This is a genomic window from Flavobacterium columnare (assembly GCF_014844295.1).
Classification (GTDB): Bacteria; Bacteroidota; Bacteroidia; order Flavobacteriales; family Flavobacteriaceae; genus Flavobacterium; species Flavobacterium columnare.
Window position 1 is genome coordinate 1422220 of sequence record NZ_CP054494.1, and the last position, 25361, is coordinate 1447580.

The 25361-nt window shown below is 31.2% G+C and carries 8 protein-coding genes; 1 reads left to right on the forward strand and 7 read right to left on the reverse strand.

The window, feature by feature from the left end; genetic code table 11:
• The first annotated feature begins 29 nt into the window (after window positions 1–29).
• The gene (locus HUE53_RS06285; RefSeq protein ID WP_077225769.1) at window positions 30–377 is read left to right on the forward strand and encodes a helix-turn-helix domain-containing protein; all 348 of its coding nucleotides are present in this window, start codon (window positions 30–32) and stop codon (window positions 375–377) included.
• A 337-nt stretch (window positions 378–714) separates the two neighbouring features.
• Here HUE53_RS06285 and HUE53_RS06290 read toward each other — a convergent pair whose 3' ends face one another.
• The 7 genes from HUE53_RS06290 to HUE53_RS06320 form a co-directional block, all read right to left on the reverse strand.
• The gene (locus HUE53_RS06290; RefSeq protein ID WP_077225770.1) at window positions 715–1017 is read right to left on the reverse strand and encodes a hypothetical protein; all 303 of its coding nucleotides are present in this window, start codon (window positions 1015–1017) and stop codon (window positions 715–717) included.
• A gap of 2 nt (window positions 1018–1019) precedes the next feature.
• Window positions 1020–12599 (reverse strand): DUF6443 domain-containing protein, encoded by an 11580-nt coding sequence (locus tag HUE53_RS06295; protein WP_192188795.1) that lies wholly within the window; start codon window positions 12597–12599, stop codon window positions 1020–1022.
• Between the two features lie 64 nt (window positions 12600–12663).
• Window positions 12664–13368, reverse strand: a complete 705-nt coding sequence (locus HUE53_RS06300) for a hypothetical protein (protein ID WP_097609575.1) — start codon at window positions 13366–13368, stop codon at window positions 12664–12666.
• Complete coding sequence (locus tag HUE53_RS06305) at window positions 13368–18317, reverse strand: leucine-rich repeat domain-containing protein (RefSeq protein ID WP_192188796.1); 4950 nt, start codon at window positions 18315–18317, stop codon at window positions 13368–13370. The genes HUE53_RS06300 and HUE53_RS06305 overlap by 1 nt, the downstream gene beginning before the upstream one ends.
• A 92-nt stretch (window positions 18318–18409) precedes the next feature.
• Entirely contained in the window at window positions 18410–24112 is a 5703-nt protein-coding gene (locus tag HUE53_RS06310) for a hypothetical protein (RefSeq protein WP_192188797.1), read from the reverse strand.
• A complete protein-coding gene (locus tag HUE53_RS06315) occupies window positions 24109–24708 on the reverse strand; it encodes a hypothetical protein (protein ID WP_014166048.1) in 600 nt (199 codons plus the stop codon). The genes HUE53_RS06310 and HUE53_RS06315 overlap by 4 nt, the downstream gene beginning before the upstream one ends.
• Window positions 24695–25201: an OmpH family outer membrane protein gene (locus HUE53_RS06320; RefSeq protein ID WP_014166047.1), complete on the reverse strand. Its 507-nt coding sequence runs from the start codon at window positions 25199–25201 to the stop codon at window positions 24695–24697. Before HUE53_RS06320 ends, HUE53_RS06315 begins: the two co-directional genes overlap by 14 nt.
• Between the last annotated feature and the right edge of the window lie 160 nt (window positions 25202–25361).

Genomic DNA, 25361 nt, shown 5'->3' on the forward strand with positions numbered 1-25361 from the left:
AAGCATATAAAACATTATACAGTACACTTATGTCGTTTGGAGATAACTTAAAAAAAGCTCGTATAGAAAGGAATATTTCGCAAGGAGATTTAGCAAAACTTATTGAAGTTCACGCAACCCATATTTCACGTTATGAGCGTAATTTAACCGCTCCAACTATTGAAGTTGCTAAAAGGATAGCCGATGCCTTAAACGTAACTACAGACTATTTAATTTATGGCTCTAGTGAACAAATTATAAACGACAAACTAAAAGACGAGGAACTATTACAGCTTTTTAATAAAATCCAGTTTCTAAAACCTGAAGAAATTACCAGCGTTAAAACAATGCTTAAAGCCTTTGTGTTTCAAAAAGACATTCAAAAACAACTTTCTTAAAAATTATTTTTTGCCTTAAAACATATATTTTCACTCTCGTAAATATGTACTTTAAGGTATAAAAACAATAACAACAACCCACAAAAAAACACGCCCGTAAGCGTGTTTTGTTTTTTACTCTCTGTTGCGGGCACAGAATGCAATTCTGCGCTAACGTTTGCGTTGAGCCAAGATTGCGCATATCACTTTGTGTCATATCCGCGACATCTGGCGATCGGGGGTTGAGCCAAGATTGTGCATATCACTTTGTGTCATATCCGCGACATCTGGTAACCTTTGCGTTGAGACTCACTTTGTGTTATATCCGATCGATCGGGGGCATATCCGAGCGATCGGGTTATTGCTTCTTACAATAAATTCTTTCGCTCAAATATTCAGAATAATAATAATCAACTTTGTAAATTTTAGAGTTGTTATTTATAAAAAAACATATTTTTAAAGCTTTTTCATCTAACTTATCAATCAAGTCCTGATCTAATTTGTTTTTCAAAAAAGCTTCATCATATTCTTTTTTCCATTCTTTTATTTCTTGCTTAAGGGATTTGTCAATATTTAAATCGTTAATATTTATATATTCCTCAGAAACAATATTTCTAACACCAGATCCCTCAAAATAGCTGTCTAAAATTATATACTCCATAATTAATTACCTGTTGCAGTTGTGAATGTTCTATGTGTTACTTGACCATTTTCAAAACCAATTTCATAATAACCACTTTTAGTTTTTAAAGGTATTGATAAGCTACCTTGATTAACTTCATTAATCATTGTTCCTTCCATTCTAAATTTTATGTATGTATCAGATACTTTTATCATTTCTCCTTGTTCTATTATAGTTTTATCAAAACTATAAGGAAAACGATGTGCAGCTCCGCCTTCAATTGCTCTTTGTCTAACTCTAGGGGCATATTTCATGTTTTTAGAAAACGTTTGTCTAGCCTGACCTGCTTGAACTACTGAACCCATAGAAGCTGATAATGTGTAAGCCCACCATTGTGGGTCTTTAATAGCCTCTTTCCACATCTTACCAAGACCATTAAGTGTTTCAGAAACAGAGCCATTGTTCAGCCCTGACATAAATGAAAGTTGCGATTCTGATGGAGGACCATTCATTAGAAATAAATCGGACGCGAGTTGATAATTATCTAAACTTTTAGAAAATGAAGCAAAATCTCCTTTATCTAAATAGTATTCAATAGCATAGTCTGAACCTTTGCCTAATCTACCGGCCGCATATCCAACAACATTATCCTTATTGTCATAATATGGCGTTATTGTCCAAACATTTTTATCTTTAGCATCTTGACCACTCTGTAATAAATTAAATGATTTTCCAGCTTTTGAATGGTGGTATTTGGGCGTTTTACCTTGAAAATCAGCTATTTTTGCCATACGAATTGTATCTCCTGGCTTATCATTAAATAAAATAGGGTTATTTCCCATACTAGCATACGGGCTTTCAAATGCAGTAAATTTAGGATCTCTAGTTAACCATCGTCCCACTCTTGGATCTAATAGTCTGTAATGAGTTGTATAACTATTTCCTTCTCCTTTAATTTCATCATCTTTTTCAGAACCTTGATAGCCGTAACGATAGGCTGTGCTTGATCCGTGGCGGTTTGGAATGAGCGAGCCAAAAGGGTAATAGTCATTATAACTAAGAACGTCTGGCATAAAGGTAAAATTATTTCCTGAATTTCCAATAAATAATTTACGATCTGTAATAACTGAAAGTACATTTCCTAAATGATTTGATAATTCATAATTTTTATCGCCTACTAAACGATATGCTTCATTTGCTGGTCTTTCTATTTCTGATATAGATTTTCCTTGATCAATACCTTCGCAAATATCGCCTATCCCGTCTTGGTCTGCATCTAACTGATTTCCATTAGCGTCTGTTTGACCTTCTGATTTACCGTTTTTAGTATCAATACAATTATCACATCCATCTCCAAATCCGTCTTCATCTCTATCTGATTGGTATTGATTTGTTAACGATAGATAAGTTGGATTAGCATCACGTATAGCAAGTGCTTGTTGATCTTTAGGATCTATAGTTACATAATCAATCCTAGGATTGTATTTATTTTTACAGTTGTCACAGTCGTCTCCTACACCATCACCATCGGTATCTAACTGGTAATCTGGATTGGTTGGATTAGGAGTAGGATTATTTTTCTGACAATTATCACATACATCACCGTATCCGTCTCCATCGCTATCTTTCTGGTCGGGATTAAAAGTAAAACGACAGTTGTCTAAACGTTGTTTTCCGTCTTCTTTGAAATCAAGTACTCCATCTTGGTCTGTATCTAATGCTTGAGGTCCACAATAAGTGTCCGAATAATCTTTGGATGTTAAATTGGTTATTGTTAAAGGTTTTACAATATTATCTTTATCTAACATATCGGTAGAAACAGATGTCGGGGTTTCGTCAAAACTAAACTGGTGTTTGATTTCATCTATTGAATAGGTAAAATCGCAAATTTCAGCATGGGCAGAACCTAACGACCAATCTTGGTAGTTATTATTAGGATCATAAAAGGCTAAGTAATTAGCTCCTAAAGCATTATTAGGTAGTGTTGGAAAATTAATTAGGTGTTGCTCATGTGGTTCTATGTTACCATATCCAAATGACCAATTTAATCCTGAATCAACTTTATTTGCTTTATATATGTTTCCGTTTACATTTATTTTAACATCAAATTGATTATTACCATTTTTATTAATGTTTACTTTTAAATTCCATTGGTTTTCTGGTATTTCTGTTGGTATGGTATAATCTATTGTTTGTACATAAGCATCAAACTTGTTTCTTTTACCTCCAGAGCGCGTTGAATATACACCGTAATCTCTTTTGTGTAATACTAATTTCACAACTGGTTTATAGACAAATACATCTGGGTTGGTTGACTTACGTATTTTTTCTATAAACATAAATGCGGAGCTTCTATAATAAGGTCCTGCATCGATCCAATCTCTTTTTGATAGATGATTATGTAACGATAGTAAAAGGCCTTTTTCTGGTGTATTTTGACTGATTTTTATATTGGTTTTTAAAACAATTGAGTCATTTATTACCCCTGCATCTGGAAAGAAGTTTAATCCATATTCCGAAGGACTTTGCCAAGTTTTACTGTCTTTTATTGTTTTTAATTCAATTCCTTTTATTTTGGAGGTTACCAATCCGAAAGGTGCTGTTTTTTCTAAATTACTCCATTCTTTTTTAGCTAATTTGTTTTTTATTGTTTGATTAGTGCTGCTTAGATCTAGATCTGCGTTTTGAACTCCCAAGCGACTACTTCCGTAGATATCGTGTTCTACCAAACGAAAAGTTCCTGACTTTGTATCTACTGGTGTGTTTATGGGTTTTATTTCTGCTAAAAATTTAGCATTTGTTTCGGTATTAAATCCATTAGACAATACAATTTCATTTGAGGCTTGTAGGGTTAGGTTTCCGGTACTTTTTACGGTTGATATACTATTGCTACTACTTGAAACATAAATCCCTTTGCTGGCTTTCTTTATTTCCGTACCGGATACGATATAATCGTTTAGGTATAAATTAGGAACCACAGGTTCTGTAACTATTGTATTTTTTTCGTTGGCTTCGTATACGGCCATTACATTTCCTTGTGCATCTCTTTGATAGTAGGTGGTATTGTTTTTTTCATTTGGTCTACTAATCGTTTTTGCTATTCTGTTGCCTAAACCATCGTAATCAAAAGTAATGATGGTACCGTTATCTTTGGATACTTTTTTTACTTTTCCATCTACACGCCAATCAATGGTAATGCCTTCTTTTTCATCACGGATTAACTGCCCGATAGCGTCGTATTTATAATTATCGGGGTTTTGATCGTCTAGATCTAGTGTTGTATCGTTTGGATTATTAGGATCATTTGTAAATGTTTTGTTTGGTACTGTATCGTCTATGTATGCTAATTTATTAGTACCTGGAATATAATGGTATGAAAAATCATCCATTAAATTATAATCTTTTTGAGTGATATTATTATCTGTTTTCTTAACGGGAGCAGTTCGTTTTAATGTAAATAGGTTTCCATTAGAATCGTATTGATATTGACTACTTAAAGATTCGTGTGTTTGATTTAGGGAATTGATTCCTATGGAGTTCATTGTTTTAATTCGGTTGAGCTGATCATAGGTGTATTTATTAAACTGCGAATTTAATTTTACTTGGTTTTCATCAAGTAAGGAAGTTACCATTTCTTTAATATTACCGTTGTATAAATTCTTATTTGTTTGAAGATTCATACCTTGTGATAAAGAAAAAGTATTGGTGTCTAAAACAGATTTTGTGTTTTGCCTTGAAAGATAATCACCGCTATAATAGTTTAATGCAAATGCTATGGCATCTTGACCAACTGCATTTGTACCATTTAAGGATCCATCATGACCAATATCATGGCCTATTTGCTCAGAATTTACAGCTTTGAGCCAACCTTGAAGTGTATAGATATAATCTAGACCTTGCACTGTTTTATCGCCTATTATGGTACGAGCAAGGGGACCATGCTGGTAGTATTCATATTTAGCATCTTTTTCCCATATTATATCATCTGTACTGGTTTGTACTTCCACAATACGATTATCTGCATCATAGGCATATTTGTGTATGAATTGATCTTTTTGTCCTGGTTGGTAAATAACTTTATTTACTTTTCCACTGATTAGATCATAGTCATAAACTACTTTTTTAGCGTCTTGTTGTAAATTAATAAGATTTGCTGATGTATTTCTTTGTACAAACTGTCTTACATTGCCGTGTATATCATAATCATAAAAAATAGCATTGTCGTATTTGTTAATATCTACTAAGGTAGAAGCTTTATCAATATATAGAACTGCTGTAACTCTTTTTTGGTTATTATCTTCATGGCTTTTTCCTATATATTTTAGAGCATCTGGATGTTGTTCGTCATACAGGGTATGGGTAACTTGTTGTTTTAAATATAATGATTCATTGTCTTGTTCGAAATTATTAATAGCAATGCCTGATTTTAATAATCTTCCATTTTCATCAATGGTAAAACTAGAAGGAGCAATAATTTCTCCTGCTTGGTAAATTCTACCTAGACCATCATATTTTGTAAAACTAAAAGCGGTACAAATACCATTTGAACATGTTATACTTTTCTTTTGATTAGCATTTTGGGAAGCAATAATTCGTCCTAAAGCATCGTAAGCAAAACGTGTTTCACCTCCATCAGGTGTTTTTTGCCATACTAATTGGTTTAAGGAATTGTATTTGTATTCTGTATTAAAACTATGATTAGCTTCTATAGCTGTTTGTGATGCGTTTTCTGGTGTATCATTTTTTTCTCTAAAGTTGTTGATATTGATATTTAATGGATCATTATCTTTAGTGATTCCTAGCCTACTTACCCCTTTAGGAGGTATAGTTTGGGTTAAATTACCAGCTTGATCATAATAATACAAGGTGTATTGATATTCTTGATCTTTTGCTTCTTTTGTAAAAGTTTCTTTTAGATGATCAATTGCTTCTTTGATATAGTTCGTTACAAATTCTTCTTTTTTTAAGGCTTTTTCCTGACTTGCTAAGACTGTTGTATAGGTTTTAGTAATAGATTCATGAAAGATTTCGCAAGGTGTTTTTGTTTCATTAACTGTAAATTTTAGATCTGGAACCATTGGAGCTGGTGGACACACTTGGTTTTCAACTACGTATATATTATTAATGTAGTTATTCCATGACATACTATAATCGTTTGATGATATGTAAAGAGCATAACTATCTATTGCGCTTATAAGATCTTTATATCCGTAGTTTAGTTTGGTAGCCCCAAATTCAGCTATACTAATGTATTTATAATTGGTAACATCCGAAATAAAGAATTTCTTTAAATAATATAAATACGGAGTTGTTATATAGGCAAATTTAGCATTACAAAAATACTCATCATTGGCTGCTAAATATTCTGGCAAAGTATAATTGGGTAGTTTTGCTTTCATTCCTTCAACATACTCTTTCCATTTTGAGCCACAAGCTAAAGGCTCTACTTCCTGAGGGACACATTTTATACAAGGAACTTCTTCTTCTTTTGTACAAGAAGGCGGTAATTTTAAACAAGAAATTTTACCTTTAAAGTTTCCAAAAGGTGCTAAATTTAATTTTTTAATTCTTTGAAATCTAAAATAATATTTTAATTTTACATTAAAAGTAGTATAGGTATCATCATCAAAAGTTAGATCATATAAACTTCCATGATCATAATCGTATGATAGTCCATTTAATTCTAAATTAACACCGCAGGATGAATTTTCACCAAACGCAAACGATATTTCATCTTCATTTAACATTAAATTTGATATGACTCTATTTTCAACAGGTAGCGTTAAAGGTAGAGCCAATAACGAGTTAGGGCTTGTATTTTCAGGACTTTTATTTCCTCTTTTATATAGTTGATATCCCAAAACAATATTTAACAATTTAGTTAAATTAGTTTCTACATCAATTTTTTCTTTGCAAAACTCTAAACAATCAATAGATCCTGTTATTATTTTATAACCAGCCGGTTCCATTTCCATTAATGTCCCTTTGTATTGATAAGAATGCGTTGGCACTGATTCATAAGGATTATTATGAGCCCAAACTGTAAAGGTTTTATTATCAGTATTTAACTTAAAATTAGAAAAATGAGTAATTGCATTAAAATAATTTCTATGTGTCTCATAATTTCCTGAATTTAAATAACTTAGTATTAAGGAAAAATCACAATTAGCAAAATTATATTGCATCCCTTGAACTTTACTACTGAATTGAGAGTCTTTAGGAGTAATCCATTCTGTTTTAAAATTATCAATGGTTGAACCATTAGGAATGATATAAGGGTCTACTTCTTGCCATTCTTTTGGATTATATGATGCGTTATTATTAGGTAATTGTCCTTTATTATTTTTTTGAGTTGACCATAAATGGTTAATCAATTTTAAAAGATTAGCTTCTGCTATCTCTTTTATAGATAGCTTTTTTGTACAAATACATTGAAAATCTTTTGTTGCAAGTTTTCCTTTAACAGAACTGATGATACCATTATTATTGATAGAGAAAAATTGAATATTATAACTATTATCAATTTTTATACTTGTGATTCTATCTGTTGGTAAATTACCTTGTAAATCCGTAACGTTGATTAAAACCTGTCCTGTAGTTGGTAATATAAATTGAAAACCATCTATCGTTTTTTTGTATTGTGCTGCAAATTGAGTATCATTTAAAAATTGTTGAATAAAATTATTTGCATAAGGATAGATGCCTGAAGCGGGTGGCGATTGAGTTGAATTATAGCCTGTGTTTAAACGGATACCTGTTGTACTATTAACTGTTTTTTCAGAAATTAATTTATTAATTATTTGTAAAAGGTTTCTTTCAAAATACATTTTATTGGTACAACCAGCAGTTGCATCAATAGTTGCTTGACCATTTACATTAATGGTTCCGTCTTCAGTACAGGTATCAAGAGGAGCTTCTGTGGTTCCTTCAATAAGAATTTCTTCAAAACATGTTTTTAAAGGATCAGGATCAAAATCAGCCTTTGCGATAATTTTAAATTTATAATTTTTCTTTTCTCCTCCAGGAACTGCATATATGTCCTTAAATTCAGTTATATAAAACTGGTTGCCGTACATAGACCAGTCTGGGGCTGATGCACTGGTACCTCGTACCGTTGGACAAGAAGTAATATAAGAAGTTGGGTTGATTATTTCTAGTTTAATTTTTTTATTACTAGCGTTTTCGTCTTCAATTTTTAAATCTAAGACTGTATTTGACACGATATAGCCTTTTATTTTAGGAATTGACGTTAAATCCTTTATAAGGGTTCCTGCTCCTAGGCTTTCATATAATTTATTAGTTAGTTGAGCTATTGTATTGGCAGGAATTTCTTCTGTATTATAGGTAGGCAACTTCCCTATTGGATTATAATCTTTTTGAATTAATCCATTTAAAAACGACTGCATGTCTAAAAGTAATGGGCATTTTTTAGTTTCTAGGTATAGGCTATTATTAGCTGCTGTAATGCTGTTGTCTAAATTTTGATCATCACTGGCCCCTGAATCATAAAAATAGTCTGAATCTATGAAACGTTTTTGTTTGTCTTTATAAAAAATTCTTACGTCTGAATTGTCTATTGCTAAAATATTTTGTGGATAAACACTTACATAAGATGTTTTATAAACCTTTTTTAAATTGTCTATTGCATCGGAGAAAGGTGTAAAAGGATTTCTTTCATCTATTTCTTTTGCAATAGTATTATATGTTTTCGCATACTTTCTTAAAGTATATCTAAATTTTTCTGTGTTATTAATATTTCCTATATAGCCATTGTATCCTTTATTTTTTATGCTATAAATATTTGAAAAAACAGTTTTTATTTTATTTTTAAAACTGGTATAATAGTTTTTGTAAGTAAGCCAGATTCTATCTTTTTGTTTTTCATTAACATTATTATTAATGTAGTTAATTAATGCGCTATTATTTTTAACGTTATGAAAAATACTTATTGGTGCTAAACCGTTTCCAAATAAAACCGTGTATGCAGCGGCTTGAAACATATTCATTTTATAATCTTGACCTTGGTATTTATAGGTCATTCCTTCATAATTTTCAGTTAGAGCCTCAATAATCAGGTTTTTTCTTAATGAACTCTGAGATGTACTCTCTACTTTATTGTAATTTAAATTATAAAAAGGATCTTCTTCTAAAATTTTTATACCTGTAGCGGAACTTGGATTTTCGATTAACTGTTTGTTTTGACTAGCTATTTTATAGGTTTCTATTTCATTTAGAGCTAAATCATAATTATCAGTATTATTTCCGTATTTGATTAAAGTATTCTCGCAAAGTGCTTTATTATATTCGTAATAATAATACTCTGGGTGATAAGCGAGTAAAGATTTTGCCCAATTTTGTTTCCAATTTTTAATAAAATCGGCTATGTTATCAAGATATTGAGGGGATACTAGGTATTCATCTTCATTATCGCCTTTTTTCATCCCTCCTAATCTATAGTTAGAGGTTACTGATAAAATATTTGTATCGGTGATATTTTCAGGAAGTAATGGAGTATTAGGTTCGATAGGAGGCAAATAAGTGTTTTCTGCTATTTTTTTAACTGTTACCCACGCAATAGATCCATCTGCATTTTTATACACTCCATCTGATGGGTATTTCCAACTAAATTGTGATTGTTCTTTAGTTACTGTTTTATTATCTCCATACGCATCTTTCCCTATAGGATAGCTACCACCTCTTAATAGGTAATTATATTCATTAAACACACTCAAATCATCATTAACGACTTGAATTGTATTATTAGAAGGATCTGGTGTGTTAGTATTTGTATTAGTTGATGTATTTGAATCGGGATTACTAGCATTAATTACAATATCAGTAGTACTATCATCCATATCAGGTTTAAAAATAATTCCTTTTATTGAACCGTACTGTCCATTTGGGCTTAGATCTGACAGCAAAGTTGTTTCCATAATATGACAACTTGTAACCATTTTAGGACAAAGATCACGACAAGTTTGCAATGAGAAATCAAATTCTTTTTTAAATAAATTCTCATCATTATTTATTATTATAGGATTTAATGAAAGGTCTTGATAATTTAATTTTCCTAAGGTATCATAGGTAAAGATGGTAGGAGCATATCTGGTATTTAATTTATCTAAGACATAACCGTATTTAGCAATAGCTGCATATTGATCAAAAATAGGTTCCGAACATGTTTTATTATTGTTTTTATCAAAACAATTGCTAAATTCTATTTTTTGATTTTCTTTTAAATAGTTTTCTACTAATGTCTTTTCACATAAACCACATGTTATTTCACAACCGTTTACATCGATTTGAACATTAAATAATTCTGTTTTAGGATTACAGATATTATCTTGTTTTGAAATTTCGTATAAATAATCTTCAGCATAAGCGTCTAAAGCATCTTTGTTAACAACTAGTTCTTTTGACAACAAATAACTTCCTTGTGACAAATTTTTAGCTTCTAATTTTTGAGTATTATAAGCTATTAAGGGTAAATTTCCTTTTGGATTTTGTGTATTGACAGAACCTATTGTTTTGATTGGATTTCCTTCAAAATTGAGTCTTTCATTAGCACAATCGTCTTTTAAACTTATTTTTAAATCATAAACAAAAGGATATGATTTGTTTGTTAAGCAATTTGGTTGAAAGGTATTTTTGCTATGTTCAAGACCGTAATCAAATTTAATGGTAGAGGGTAAATTTCCAACAACTTCTAATTTAGAGGTTAAATCTATTCCGTCTTTTAAAATACCAAAACGGCCACTTGATTTTTTTTTGTTATTAACTAATAAATCTGTTTTTAAATTGCCTTCTGTTGCTAACTCGGGTAAAGCATCTAAATTTTCTGGTGATTGTCCCACTAAAGCTGTTGCTATTGTTTTTCCTTTAGGATCTATATAACTAACACTCGCTTGACCATTAGGATCTATAACTGTGTTTTTTTTATATTTATTTGCAAAACCTACTTTATACCCAAAAATACGATTTAGTTCTTCTTGACTTGGTGTAGAATAAAAATAGGTCATTTCATGACCTCGTCCTATTTGATGATCTGAGCCTACGCCTCCTTTTTTATAAATTCGTCCTGTATTATCGGGTGTGTACACTATTTGAGAATAGGGAAATCCTTTAGCATCAGGTACGTAATCCTGAAAATTATTAGATACTTTAGCAGCTGCGGAATAATAGTTACTAGCCCCCGAACTGGTATTCATTTTATTAGATGTAGATACGCTACAATCTGTTTTTTTAGGATCATCCCAATCAAAATCTAAGTGAGAAAAAACCGTAGTTTGATTTTTATTTAGTGAGTCAAAATATTTTATAGCACTATTTTCTAAAGGCACGGGTAGTACTTCTATGGCAGGACGTCCTTGATTATCATATATTACTTCTCCTACGATAGATTGGTTATTGGTATTAACTTTTGTTACGGTTTGTCTATTTCTAAGTGAACCGTCAAAATAACTTACGACTTCTTTTTTCTTACCATCTTCAGCAAATGAAGATTGGTACTGCCAATTTTTACTGTCTTTTTCGTGTGGAACTACAATTTCAATTTTATCTTGCCAATCACTTAGGTTTTGAAATTTTTCTGCATTTGTTGTAGACCATTTTCCGAAATAAATTTTTGATACGTCATCTAAAAAACGACCAACAGGTCTAACTCTATATAAGAGGTATCCTTTTGAAAATATTAATGGAATTCTATAGCTCAGTTCTTTCGTTTGAATTCGGGAGCTATTACGCTTAAAGTCTTCTTCTGTAAAAGGAATATTATTAGGCGATTTAGGTTCACTCCCTTCTCCATAATTATCAATCCAAGTCCATTCTAGCTCATATTCAACAGCTGGAAAATTAGGATCTTTGTTCCAACTAATTTGAATTTCATGTTCTCCTTTTGCTTTATCTAAAAGTGTAATTTCTTCTTGAAATCCTTTGTAGGTAACTAAACTAGCATTGGGTTTTACAGCGGTGTCTTTTATGTTAAAATATCTTTCTGTACTAAAAATTAATTCAACAAAGACATTGCTTGGACTAGTTAATGTAATAGGTTTGTCATCTAGATTGGTATACATTACTGATAATACTTTTATCTCTGCTTTATGAGTCCCTGCAAGTTTATATACCACAAAATCATTGTTTTTAAGATTTTCTGTGGTCTTATTATGGGTTATAACAAATTCTTTTATTTCAGTATTTTGAACGTTGTTTGACAGTACTCCGCTATTAGCATATCGTTTTATTTCTAATTTTACAATAGCTTTATAACTTACATTAAATTGAGATTTTACACTGGTGGAAGAAGAGGTCTCTCCAATACCATAAGCGGATTCGTCTAACCCAATGTGTATATTTATTGCCGAATTAATAGACGTAAAATCGGATAATTTAGATTCATTAGAATTGGATTTATTTAATTCTGAGAATTTTGAATCTGTAATACTTAAGGTAGGCTGACCGTTTAAAGCAGTTCCTATTAATCGATTGGATTTTTCCTCAATATATTGTGACCATCCCGCTGTAATATTTAGAATTAAAAATAACTGTAGTAAAAATTTTAAAACATTCATTTTGGAATGTGAGGCTATCTTTACTGAAGTTTTCTTTATTTGAATTGTACTCATCGCGTATTCTTTTAATAGACTTAACATACGAATTAGTTTCTATGTTTTTTAGTTTATAGTTTTGCTATTTCCTTGAATCAAAAATCTTATATGACTTGTATTTTGGTAAGGCTATAGCTGTTTTATTATTAATTTTTACATACAAATCTGAATTAATCAAATCTAACTGTACATTACGGTTATAATGGTTGTAAATCATTTCTAACCTTGGAAATTCAGACGAATCTTTTTTATAATCTCTTGAAAAGTTATATTTCGTATTATAATAAAAAACTTGTTTTTTGAGTGTATAATCTTTATTAATTTTCAATAGAATTTTTGAATATAATAGTCCTGAAAATTGTTTCGGAACATAGGTTATTTCCCAATGATCTTTATAATCTTTAAAGGAATTTTCTTCACAAAGACGCACAAGATTTTCTATATCTTTAGTTAAATTAGATGAAGATTTTGGCGCATTATTTATCAACATTGTTTTATGTTTATGATCAACTTGTATCACATACTTTGTAGTTGTAACAATATCATTAGTACCTACTTTCATTAAAACTTCGTTTTTTGAGTTCTTCATAAATGATCCTAAATAACTCTCATGAATTACATTTGTAAGGTGATTTTTATAAAGGTTATACTTTATTTCAAACTTTAATGGTTTAGGTTCTGTGTATTTAGTAATCATAGATTTCATTACTTGATCACTTGTTTGACACCATATAGACCATGAAATTAGAAAACAAATGTGAATTAGAATATTATGTATTATTTTCATTAATTAACTTTTATATAATTACCTGAACGGGTTTCTTGTATGGTCTTAATTCCTTTTAAGGTTTCTTTTTTTACTCTAATCAAACCTCCTTCGTTATCGTACTCATAAAATGTAGCATAATTATTTTCGTCTAATTCGGACATCAATTTGAAATTTTCTGGATCATATACAAAAGATTTCATACTACCATTAGTAGGATGTATACGGATATCATCAAAGAAAACAGGGGTTCCTTTACTATCGTTAACTAATTCTATAATCATGAATTCAGATCCAACAGGAACATTAAATTTTTCATTTATACGTTGCCATCCTTCTACGACTTCTCCTTTTGGTTTAAAAGCATAGGTCATTATTTTTTTTCTATCTGCATTTTCAAATGAAACTTGAATTTTTACATTGGTAAATTCTTTAACTTGAGTATTTGTATCTTCTCTTACCCAAGCTCCTAAAATATAATTTTTTGAATCAAGAATTTTTGTTGACTCTACAATTCTACTAGGTTCGGGCTGAAACGAATAACATTCACTACATTTTGTTTTTCCTCCTTCATAAGGACAGCCAAGATCTGCTAAAACAATACCTTTAGATAAAAAATCATCATTAACTTCTTCTCCTAAAAACTTGAAATCAAGTAATGGAAAGTAGTCTAATTGAAAATTAGGGTTTTCATTTGGTTTAAAGTAAGAAGGAAATATACTCGAGTTTTTTGGAATTCGTGCATTTTCAAGATCAAATAAATATTTTAACGATAAAGCTAAAGATGATGTAAGAGCTCCTTCTTGTGTGGTACCAGCAATCGACTGTTTCAATCTATTTTCTGAAAAATTAAGGGATTCTATTGAATTATCTTCTTCTAATAAATTTACTTCGCTTATATTTTCGTTCACGCTATTGGTTTCCTCTTGAATATCATTTTGAACGACCACTGGTTTTGATGTTGTATAATTAGGGTCTTTTCTCTTTAAAAAAGGGAGGGTTGTTTCTTTATTATATACATAATAACCATTCTCTACTCCTATAACAAATAGATGTGGTTTTTTTTCTTGACCACCCGACAATTTGTGTAAACTTTTGTTGTTAAATTTAAGCATTGTAGCTTGCAATTTATCTAAATCAGTGGTTTGTGAACCATCTGTAATCATTATAACCATATTTAGTTTTAAATATGATTCTTTAGCAAGAAATAAGGCTGTTTCTAAACCACTTCTCCAAAAATCAGATCCTTCACTTAAGCCTGTAACATTGTCTTTTTTATTGTATTTTTTACAATAATTTGAGAGCCATGGTAAAAAGTGTGACTTCAAGTTATTAGTGTCAATCTTAATAGGTGCAATATAATCATTACGCCAAGTGTTTGGAAGTGTATTTACTGTAACTTCGCCTTCATCTGTATTAGACATTCCAATTACGGACAGATACATATTTCCTCCCTGTTTTTCGTTTATTTCTGCTTGTTGGGTAAAATAGGCTGATAATTGTCTTTTTAACTGTGCTCTTTCTCTTTCATCCAATGAACCCGACTCATCTAAAACTAAAGCTACATGATTTTTACATTTTTCGAGGAGTAATTGTTCTGGACAAAAATTAATATGACGTATTTCTACTTTGCCAGGTTTTGATCCATCTGACAAAATGAGTTTACCATCTAAATTAAGATAATCAGATGATGTATATCCCAACAAATCAAGATCGGAAAAACTGAGATCTTTACTGGTTGTATTCCAATCAGCAGCTATAAAATCAGGTTCTTTATCTATAAATTTCAAAGGACGAAACCAGAACTTCATACTTTTATCATCCATTGAAAACCCATAAATCCTAGGTAATGAATAAGTAATATAAGGTTTAAGATCAATTAATTCGTCGCAAATATATCCTGAAGGAATACTTTCTCCATTAAGTGTTTTTTGACGTAAATGATTCAATAAATTCAGAACAAGTTTTTTTACTACAGTAGAATTACCATTGGCAGTAATACATGATTGAAAACAATCTTGTGCTTCAAAAGGATAAAAGAATTCAGAAATACAACCTTCGGCAGTGGTTATTTTAAGATTTAATCTATAACTTCCCACTTTAGTAGGGGTATATTGATAATACCCTTTCATTTCTATAACCTTATCAACAACTACCCCCGAAGGATCAACCATGCTCCAACTATATTCTACACCCTTTGCCGAAGCGGAAAAAGTAAAATGAGAAACCTTTCCAACACAGTTTACATTCATCTTTTTTAAAAGAGTTTGTGTTTTTTCTTTACTTTTATTCAATTCTAGATCTTTGGTCGGATTTTGTTCTTTGCTAATACTACTACACCATTCAACTTCATTAATGCGTCCTATCATCTTTCCTTCTAAATATTGACATCCATTTTCAGAACCACCCGTATAGAATTTTTTTAAATTATCATATTGGTCAACATACTCTACCCATGAGTTTACTGCTGGATTATGCTCTTTATTAGTAATACTCCATAAACTTTGGAAACTTCCTTGTGAAAAAAATTCATCATTAGTTTTAGGTTCAAAATTCAATATTACGCCAGGGAATGGGAGATCACAACATTCTACAACCTTTACTTCTAAAGGATTAATTACTTTTGAGCAACCATCTAAAGTTACCGTTAACTCAATGCTATTTGAACCCGGCATACTAAAAGTAACACCTGCATTAGGTGTATTAACAGTACTAATAATTTGACCTTTAACATCTTTGAATACCCATTGATAAGTAGCCTTACTTAAATCAATACTCTTATCATCAGGTTCAAATCTTAAGTTCTCTATAACTTTATTACCACATTTGTAATCCGTTATTTCCGAAGCAATAACAATTTTACCTTCAGGTATATCACAAGGGCATTTTCTTACCTCTGTAGTGCTTTTATAATCATACACACAACCTGTGGTGGTAGTAAATTTTAATTCAATTGTATTGATTCCTACTGTGGTTAAGGTGTAATTTAAATTCTTATCAGAAGTCGTATAAACGATGTTTTCATTTGGATCTTTTATGGTCCAAAAATAAGTTCCGCTATTGAGCTGATCTATAGTTGATTGCAATAAGTCTGTTACTATCAATCTTGAACTAATAAGATTATCACCACAGGTATACGTACAGGATGATTTGCACTCACTTCCATCATCCATATAAAGACGTGCAGCTAACGGCTTACAATTGGTCACATTGAGCATGATGAAGTTTCGTTCTAATACTAGATCTTTTATCGTTTTGTTATAAGATTGACAAGTATAAATTCCTGCATCTGTTAAAGAAACAGAAGGAATGGTATACTCCCTAGAAGTTGCTCCTAGGATGGGAGAGCCATTTTTATACCATTGAAAAGTATCTTCATCGGGTAAATATCTCCCATCTTCACACATTACAAGTGTTACTGTTTCTCCAATAATCCTATTGATATTTCTCACAGAATCGGTAGGCTTTTGTGATCCATAGAAAAAATTAAAAGGTCGTCTTACACCGAATCTCTCAAATAAATTCTTCATATCAATAAAACGAAAATAGTTACTGTTAAATTTCAATTCTAACAACGATCTATAAGATGGAAGATCTGGAAAATAACCACTAAACTCATTATATTCAACAAACAAATGAGTTAAATTTTTTAGATTTGATATGCTTGAAGGTAAATTTCCTTTAAAATTATTTTTACTTATATCAAACCATTTAAGTTCAGTTAAAGTTCCTATCTTTTCATCTATAGAACCATACAAATTTGTATTTTCTAAATCCAGAAATATTAAATTAGTTGCATCATAAATCCAATTTGGAAAATATTGTTTATCAAATCTAGGGTTATATCCTAAAAAAAGTTCTCTGAGTACTTTTAAATTAGAAAGATTTGGAATTTCGCCTGAAAGCTGATTATATGTAAGAAATAATCTATTTAAATTAACTAGTTTCTGCAAGGAGTTATTTGCTAATGAGTCTATTCTGTTGAGATTTAAATATAAATATTCTAAACTAATAGGCAAATCAGGAATAGTTCCACCAATATTACAAGCGGTAAGATTTAATTTTTTTAAGTTAGATAATTTATTTATCCAAATAGGTATTTCAGCATCTAGATTGTTATTACTTAGGTCTAATTCTCTTAGATTTATCAAGGAAGAAAGATCAGTAAAACCTTTAACATATTCACATCCTGAAATTTCTAAATATTCTAGTTTTTTCATTTTTTGCAACCAAGATGGTAATGACATCTGATTCTTCCCTAATTTATTCAAACTCAAATTTAAACTAGTTAAATTTTCTAAAGTTGAAAGATCTGGTATACTCTCAAAATCACATCCCCTTAAACTTAATGAAGTCAAACTATTCATTTTTGTAATCCAATAAGGTAAAGATTTATTTCCTGAAAGATTATTTTCTAAAAAATTAACACTTAGTATTTCTAAGTATTTAAGTGATGAAAGATCACTCAAAGTTCCTTTTAGACCATTTTGAAAACTAAAAAAAGATAAACTACAAACATGTCCGTTACTAACACCAACCCCATACCAAGTTGAAACATCAGAAGTAGGATCGTTAATTTTCCAAGGCCTATCATTTGCTAAGGTGTTTTTCCAATTATCACCATTAGTAGCCTTGTAAAAGGCAATAAGCGCATTGCGTTCTTCTACTGGTATATCTGTAGCAGCTAATGAGTTTTTCCTCTTTTTTTCTTTTGTGTGTCTTTCTTTAATATTATGTAAGATTTCTTGTTGGATCTTTTGCTGCTCTTCATATATACGTTTTTGCATATCTCGCATCAAAGTAATTTCTTGGTTTACCTCAACAGGATCGGTAATACCGTGTTCTTGTAAGAGCTGAGTCGTTCTAACGGGATCAAATCCTATTTCAGCGTCGTTATAATTTTGAGCCACAACGCCAAAACCATTTAGTAGAATAAAAAGATAGAGATATATGTTCTGTATGAGTTTCATAAATTCGATTTTTTTTCAGTGGTACAACAGGGAGATCACTATTAGATTATATTTATAATAACGATATCTATATTGTATTATATGTATCTGAATTATTTTGTACTTTTTGGAACCGCTGGACCGTTACAGTTTATTAATTTTTTAGTTACCGTTGCCTTGGTTTGAGCCTCCACACGAATACTTTTTTTACCTGTATGTGCTTGTTTATCAGTTATAGTAATACGCTCTTTTTTCAGGGCTTCTTGCCAATTAAAATGAGATTTTATTGGATTGGTACTCTCGTTAAAGTCATAATCTTCAAAACCATCAAAAGCAAGTTCTTTGTATCGGGTATTAGATCCTACAGCTATAGGAAAACGGTTGTTATAACCATATAAAGCCGTAGAATATCGATTCAACGCATCTTTGTTTTCAATTTCTTGTCCCCAAGGATTAAACTGTGAAATTTCCGAAGCAAAAGTCCAAGATTTATATCCTTCTGTAGATATTTTCCAAGTATTGGTTCCTGGGTCATATATATAAAAGGATTTAAAATCATTAAGGAATCCAGAATGCCTAGGATGATGATCTTTATTATTTCTACCTGTAAGGTAAGCGTAGGACTTTATGGGTCTGTATATACCCAGTATATTATAACGATATGGGTTGTATGATTTTTCTTCTAAAATATCAAAATCTAAATTAGAATTATCTTGATTGTACTGGAATACAAGTTGATTATTTGCATCAAAAATCATTCTAGGCATATTTCCATTGCATTGAGCTGGCCAAATATCATTATACTCTATAGCCGAAACATTAACAATTTTGTAATCATTCCAGTTTTTAGATAAAAAAGGATTGGTTCCTAACGATGTTTGATTGGTTACAGGATCTTTTACTAAGTTTTCTAATGGATTTTTCATTAGCGTTACGCTTTGCATAGAAGCACTCGCCATATTAGCATACCCCGAACGAATAACCTTAAATTTTCCTTGATCTACTACTTTTAAATTAGAATTATCATCGCTGATTTTATCACTTACTTTAACACCTTTTTCGTCAATTAGATCAAAAGTACTTTTATTATTAATAGTATTAATATTAACCACCCATGCTCTAAATTCTTTGTTTTTAACCTCTTTTGGAGAGGCAGGAGTAATCCAAACTTCATCACCTTCAACTAGATAATTAGAGGCAATTTCGCCACCTGTTAACTCATATTTCTTACGAAATGGATCAAATTGCAAGTCCCATTCTAAGCCTAAATTTAGCGAAGCTTGGTTCATACGTTTGTAAGCCCAATAAGCAGGAAAATTAAGCGAATAATACTTATCATTAAACTCATTAACGGTTTCTGTTAATATAACTTCGCCAGTGTTAGCATCCCAAGCAAGATTACGTGTACTCACTTGAGAACCTAAGTCGTAAGCAATGGTTTCCCTTAAAATCCCTGTAGAGTGCACTACCTTTGTTGTAACTGCAGTTTTTAAAATATTTTCATGATGAGAATATATAGGTAATGGAATGGGGACAAAAATAGGAACTATAACAGGCAACATTTCGGTATTAAAATGTATTCCTATATTTTGTGTTTCTGATTGATTAATTCTAAAATCATTGATTACATCATAATCTACTCCTACAATGTTTTTTTCTACCTTTCCATTTTCATCTATAGTAGTAATTTCATTATTAAGATTTCCTTGACCTGAAACTTTTTCTGTCAAGTTGTCGTAAATATAATCCATACCTGAAATTGGGGTGTCTTGCCCTTCTGCATACACTTTTTGGCTTTTAAGTTTTCCATCCATATCATTAGTATGAACAAAAAATCCTTGACTTAAAGATAAATGTGTTTTTACATCTAGATTTAATAATGTACCAATATCTGAATGATCCCATTCAGGAGAAATTTTTGTAAAATCAGCAATAGTAGGATACTCTCTTGAAGTATAAAACTCAGAGACTACCTGCCCTGTAGCATGTTTTTTAACAACTATTTTTTCTGAATCTGATATCTTTTTTTCTCTCGTAAGATTTTTTACGGCTACTCTTGCATAGGTAATTTTAGGAGATGGATAAAAACATTCTCCCAAAGGCATTTCAACATAGTTTTTCACATCGCCCCCTAAAAGTGTTTCTTTATGAGCGTGATCATAGAAAGGTAGGACTAACGGATTTTCTTTACACCCAATAGGTTCATAAGTAGCTACTCCTGATGAATTTCCTTTTTGATCTTTGTAAATATATTCTTGACCATAGGCCTGCATATAAGCTTCCTCATTTTTATGTTCAGTCATTACATCCCATCTGTCTTTTAGCTTTATTTCTTTTACTCTTGCTCCTCCCCCAAATTTTCGTCCATCAGGCTGCATTAAACGAATCCAAGATTTGTTTGGAATAAAATACATAGCAATGCCTTTTTCTATAAGTTGGGCGTTGGGGCTTTTAAAGATATCTGCAATTTGAGGAACTAACATCATAAGATCCATTACAACCCCTTTAACATCATCTAGTTGTCTATCTTCTTCTCCTGTATTATTATAAATTAATTTATTCAAGTGTTGACGACCAAAAAACCATCCTGCCTTAGCAATTGGATTTACAGGTAAAGCAGCAGTTAAACCATCTCCTTTAGTAACTGTTTTGATTTTAAGTACTCCATAACTTACATCTCCAATTCTTACTGTATTATGTCCAGATGATTCTATATTGATATATCCTGTAACATAATCATATTTATCTTGTCCAAATCGAACATTATTCATATTGAGTAAAAATCTAAAATAAATATCTTTATCTATTAATTTTTTAATATACTTCTCCTGAAATTCTTCAGGAGTACATACTTTATCTAACCTGATGTATAAATAATTTTTTAAATTTACAAAGTCAGGCGTATAAAGCTCTCTACTATTTATTTCAGACGCGGAAGGGTTTGATTTACTTCCTACACCTACCACTTTAAACATTTGCATGACTTCTTTATCTTGCACATATTTATAATCATCTGATTCATATTTTATGTCTAATATGCCTCCCGAAGGGAGTTCTACTGAATTTAGCAACCAAGCTGATGTATATAAATCAGCATTTTGTTGACTCCTTTGTTCTACATACGGATATTCAGCATTAGACAAAGGATCATGGGGGCTATATCCAGAAGCCTCCTCTGGTTTATAATTGCCCCACACATCATTTGCCCTTTGATTATATTTAGGATTATATCCGTAATTAAATATATAGGGAGTATGTTTCCCCATATTTGAATTTCTATAGGTAAAATAAATTTTTTTTAAGGTTAATTTTCCTCCTTGGTTTTCAATTTCATTAGGTTCATTGGCTGAGACTTTATTATTATTTGGTACGTCTTGACACAATGAATAATCATATACGAAATTAGCTACTTTTATAGGAGTAGCATTTTCTCCTTTGGCACTATATTCTGGTTTTGAATATAAGGCAATCTTGTCTAGCTTCCACATTTTAGACCAAGGATGATTTGGATTATCATCGCGCCCTCCATTTTCATCCATTACACCATGTCCGTCTTTTCTTGCAGATATTGAAAAAATAGCTACATGCGTTTTGGTTTCGATTTTTTGAAGATAAACCATTTCTTTTTCTCCATAAAGATAATTTCCTTTATTATCTTTATCTAAAGATTTTAGCCCTTCATCATAATTTGCAAGTGCTTTTTCGTAAGGAACTCTCCATTTATATGTGTAAAGTTTTCCATCTAACTTTCCTTTATTTTCGTATGAAAATTTAGTGTAATTCCCTAAATCACCATCTGTAGGCCCTTTTTTCCCATCAATATCTCTATAATCTGAAGACAAAACAGAAGTTAAAAGATAAGTATGTGCATACCCAGGAGTAGTTATTCTATTAAAGTATTGATCTCCTATTCTGTTATTTCCTGTTGAATTATCAATTCCTGGAACATAATTAATAAACCCTCTTTTATTTTCAGTTTCAGGTGTTCTTCCTGAAATATCAAAAGTGACTTCCTTCTTAACAACGTTATAAGCTGTTTTATCATAATTATATCGTTCTCCCCCCTCTTTCGTTATTCTAATAGCTGCGGTATGATGCTTTTTAGATCTTGCGAATGGATTTATTGAAAATTCACCATACTTACGAGCTTCTTCAACTGAAATTTTTTCGATGCTTTGTCCTCTATTTACACGATGATCCCCTCTTTTAATCTGTAATTCTTTTCCTATTGGTAATGTCTTATATAAAAATTTATCATAGTAAAACAAACTAGCATTCCTATTGTATTTAGCTCCTTCTATTTTAAAAGCTACAGGACTATACCCTCCTAGTTTGGTTTGATTGTTAGGATCTGATAGTGTTGAGTTATAAAAAAGTTGCTTCATGTCTTTGTCTACATGAAACCCTCCTATATTTTTAAAAAAAACTTTTTCATAGTTTGGCTTGTTTCCTGATTTTTTTTCTAACAATCTTTTTATTGGAGACGTTTGCCAAAGACCAGAAGAGCTAATGCTTTCTGTGGCATCTATATCAAAGCCAAAATGCGCACCTGAACCTGCGCCAATTTCACCTCCCAAATTTAATCCAAAACTTTCATCAGTAGTATAATTATCATATACAAGACCTACTTGCCCTCTATAAGGTCTAAACATACCTCTAATTCCTTGACCTTGTATATTATACAAATCATACGAATAATTAGTAATGGGTAATGATATAGTATTTTCGTTTAACTCTCGGTCCTTTTCACGATTAAAATCTAAGATATCTGAATATCCCGCCAGAGTAGTATTTTCATAACCAAATCCTTTTTCTGTTTTATTTTTTTCAGATTCTTTAATCCCTTGTTCATTTTTATATCCAGAAAATTTTGTTCCTGGGTTTATGCCATACGTAGCAATTTCAATATTCATAGAAAAGGTATAGTTTTTAGAAGACATACCTATTCTTTTAGTGGGCGTAAACGATGTGTTTGTAAACGATAAAGATCCTCCTCCAACAGAACCTGTTTGCCCTTGAGCTTTATTTCCTTCTGTTATACTTCCGTCCTGATTTTTTACTGACCTTTGAGCCTCTTTATCTGTTTTAGTATAAGATGCCGACGCTGTAAAAGTTTCTACTCCTTTTCTACTGTTTAAACCAACTCCTAGGCTTAATCCGACACTTTTACTTTTTTCTTCAACAGTCTTAGTCTTAAGACTAAATGAAGCACTAGGTGAAACACTAACTCCCTCTGTAGAAGAAGAATTCAGATTTAATCCGACAGATAAATTCTTACTAATATCGTAACTTATTCCTCCATTAGTTGAAAAACCAACACCGTCGTAATTATTATACTTTATTCCAAGACCAAAGCCAACTCTAAGCCCTGCTTTTTCTTTTAATCCGAATGGTGAAATAAAAATATTGGCAGAACTACCAATGGTAATATTGGGTTTCATGTTATTTTCATAAGTCATAACATCCCCTTTAAAGTCATCGGGCAATCCACGTACTTGTCGTGAGATTTGACCTACACTCAAATCCCAGCCTAATCCCACCCAAGAAGCTTCTTGATCCATCGTAACTCCTGAATTATAAGCTAAGTTAATAGGATACCCCCCCACATCCATGATAGGAATATTATAATTAAAATCACCACTTGATAAATCCACCATATCTGATGTGGCAATAGGTGTAAAGGAGTTAAATTCGGGTTGTGTAGGACCTGTTGTCAGAGCATAAGCTGCTGTGGGAGCCATCAACTCTACGATTAAAGTTATCAACAAGTAATAGGCAACAATCTTTGAAAAACGACTTTCTCTAATTTTTCTCATAGTTTTATTTGAGTATCGGTACTATTAAATTTGAATTTTAAAGTCCCTTTTTTAAATAATTTATCTTTGTATATTAACTGTACTTGCTCATCAGGTTGTATCCCTGAAAAATACAGCAGTATTTTTTGGTAAGGTGCTATTTTGTAAGTTCTTTCGTAATTTACTCCAGCACAAGGAATCGTATCTTTTTTGGATGTTACTACATAAAAATCTTGATCTATCCCAAAAGCTAGATACTTTAAGCCTTCCTCGTAACTAATTCCTGTAAAAGAAGGATCAAGTAGTTCTTTTTCTTCTTCTTGTTGAAAAACAAACTCCATCACCCGCTCTGTTTTATTGGCCTTATAAATAGAGTCTATAGCCCATAAATCTTGGCTACCTTGGTTTTTTAACAAATAGTACTGAATAGGAACTTCTGTAGCCGTAAATCCAATATCGTCTACTTTTTGAGTACGCATACGCGATTTCCATCCACGCCCCTCTAATTGGAAGAGTTGATAACGAATATCAGAATCATCTTTAGGATCTTTTTTACAAGAAATTAAAGACAAAAAGGGTACTACCAAATAGAGTAGAACCAATTTAATTCCCTTCATATTTTTGATTTGAAAATTGGATTAAATCAAACGTAATATCTACTTTAGGATTAGCATAAATAACTTGCTGTTCTTGTGTTGAACCTATCACAATTTGATAGTTCTGCTGAGTAGCATATTCTTGAACATACTCTTGAAGTCGTTTCCAAATTTTAGCTGATTCTTGCATAACAAATGCTTGACTTGCTTGTTCAAATTCGTTTCGCTTTAAGATAAATTCTTTGTTTAAATTTTCGTTGTTTTCGTTCCCAGGTGTATTAATTTTAGCATATAAGGAGTCTAAAACCGCTTTTTGTGTTCTAAATTCACGATCGCCTGCCTTTTTCATTTCTTTGGTCATATTAAAACCTTCGAAAAGTTTTGCATTATCTACACACACTACATCAGGTGATTTAAACACCTGAAAAACAACTAATAATATTACAACAAAGAGTAGAAGAATTAACCCAATAGGTAGTATTTTGTCATTGCATTTTCCCCAACTAAAACGCATTTTCTTAAATTTTTTACAAAAGTAATATTTTTAAAAACTTTAGAAAAATTCAAACAACTGTTTTTTTTATTTTTTTTCTTACAAAAATTTATTTAAAGAAAATTTGATTTAACTTGCACCTTTTTAATTAATGCTACAGAACCTTGAAAAAAAGTACTTT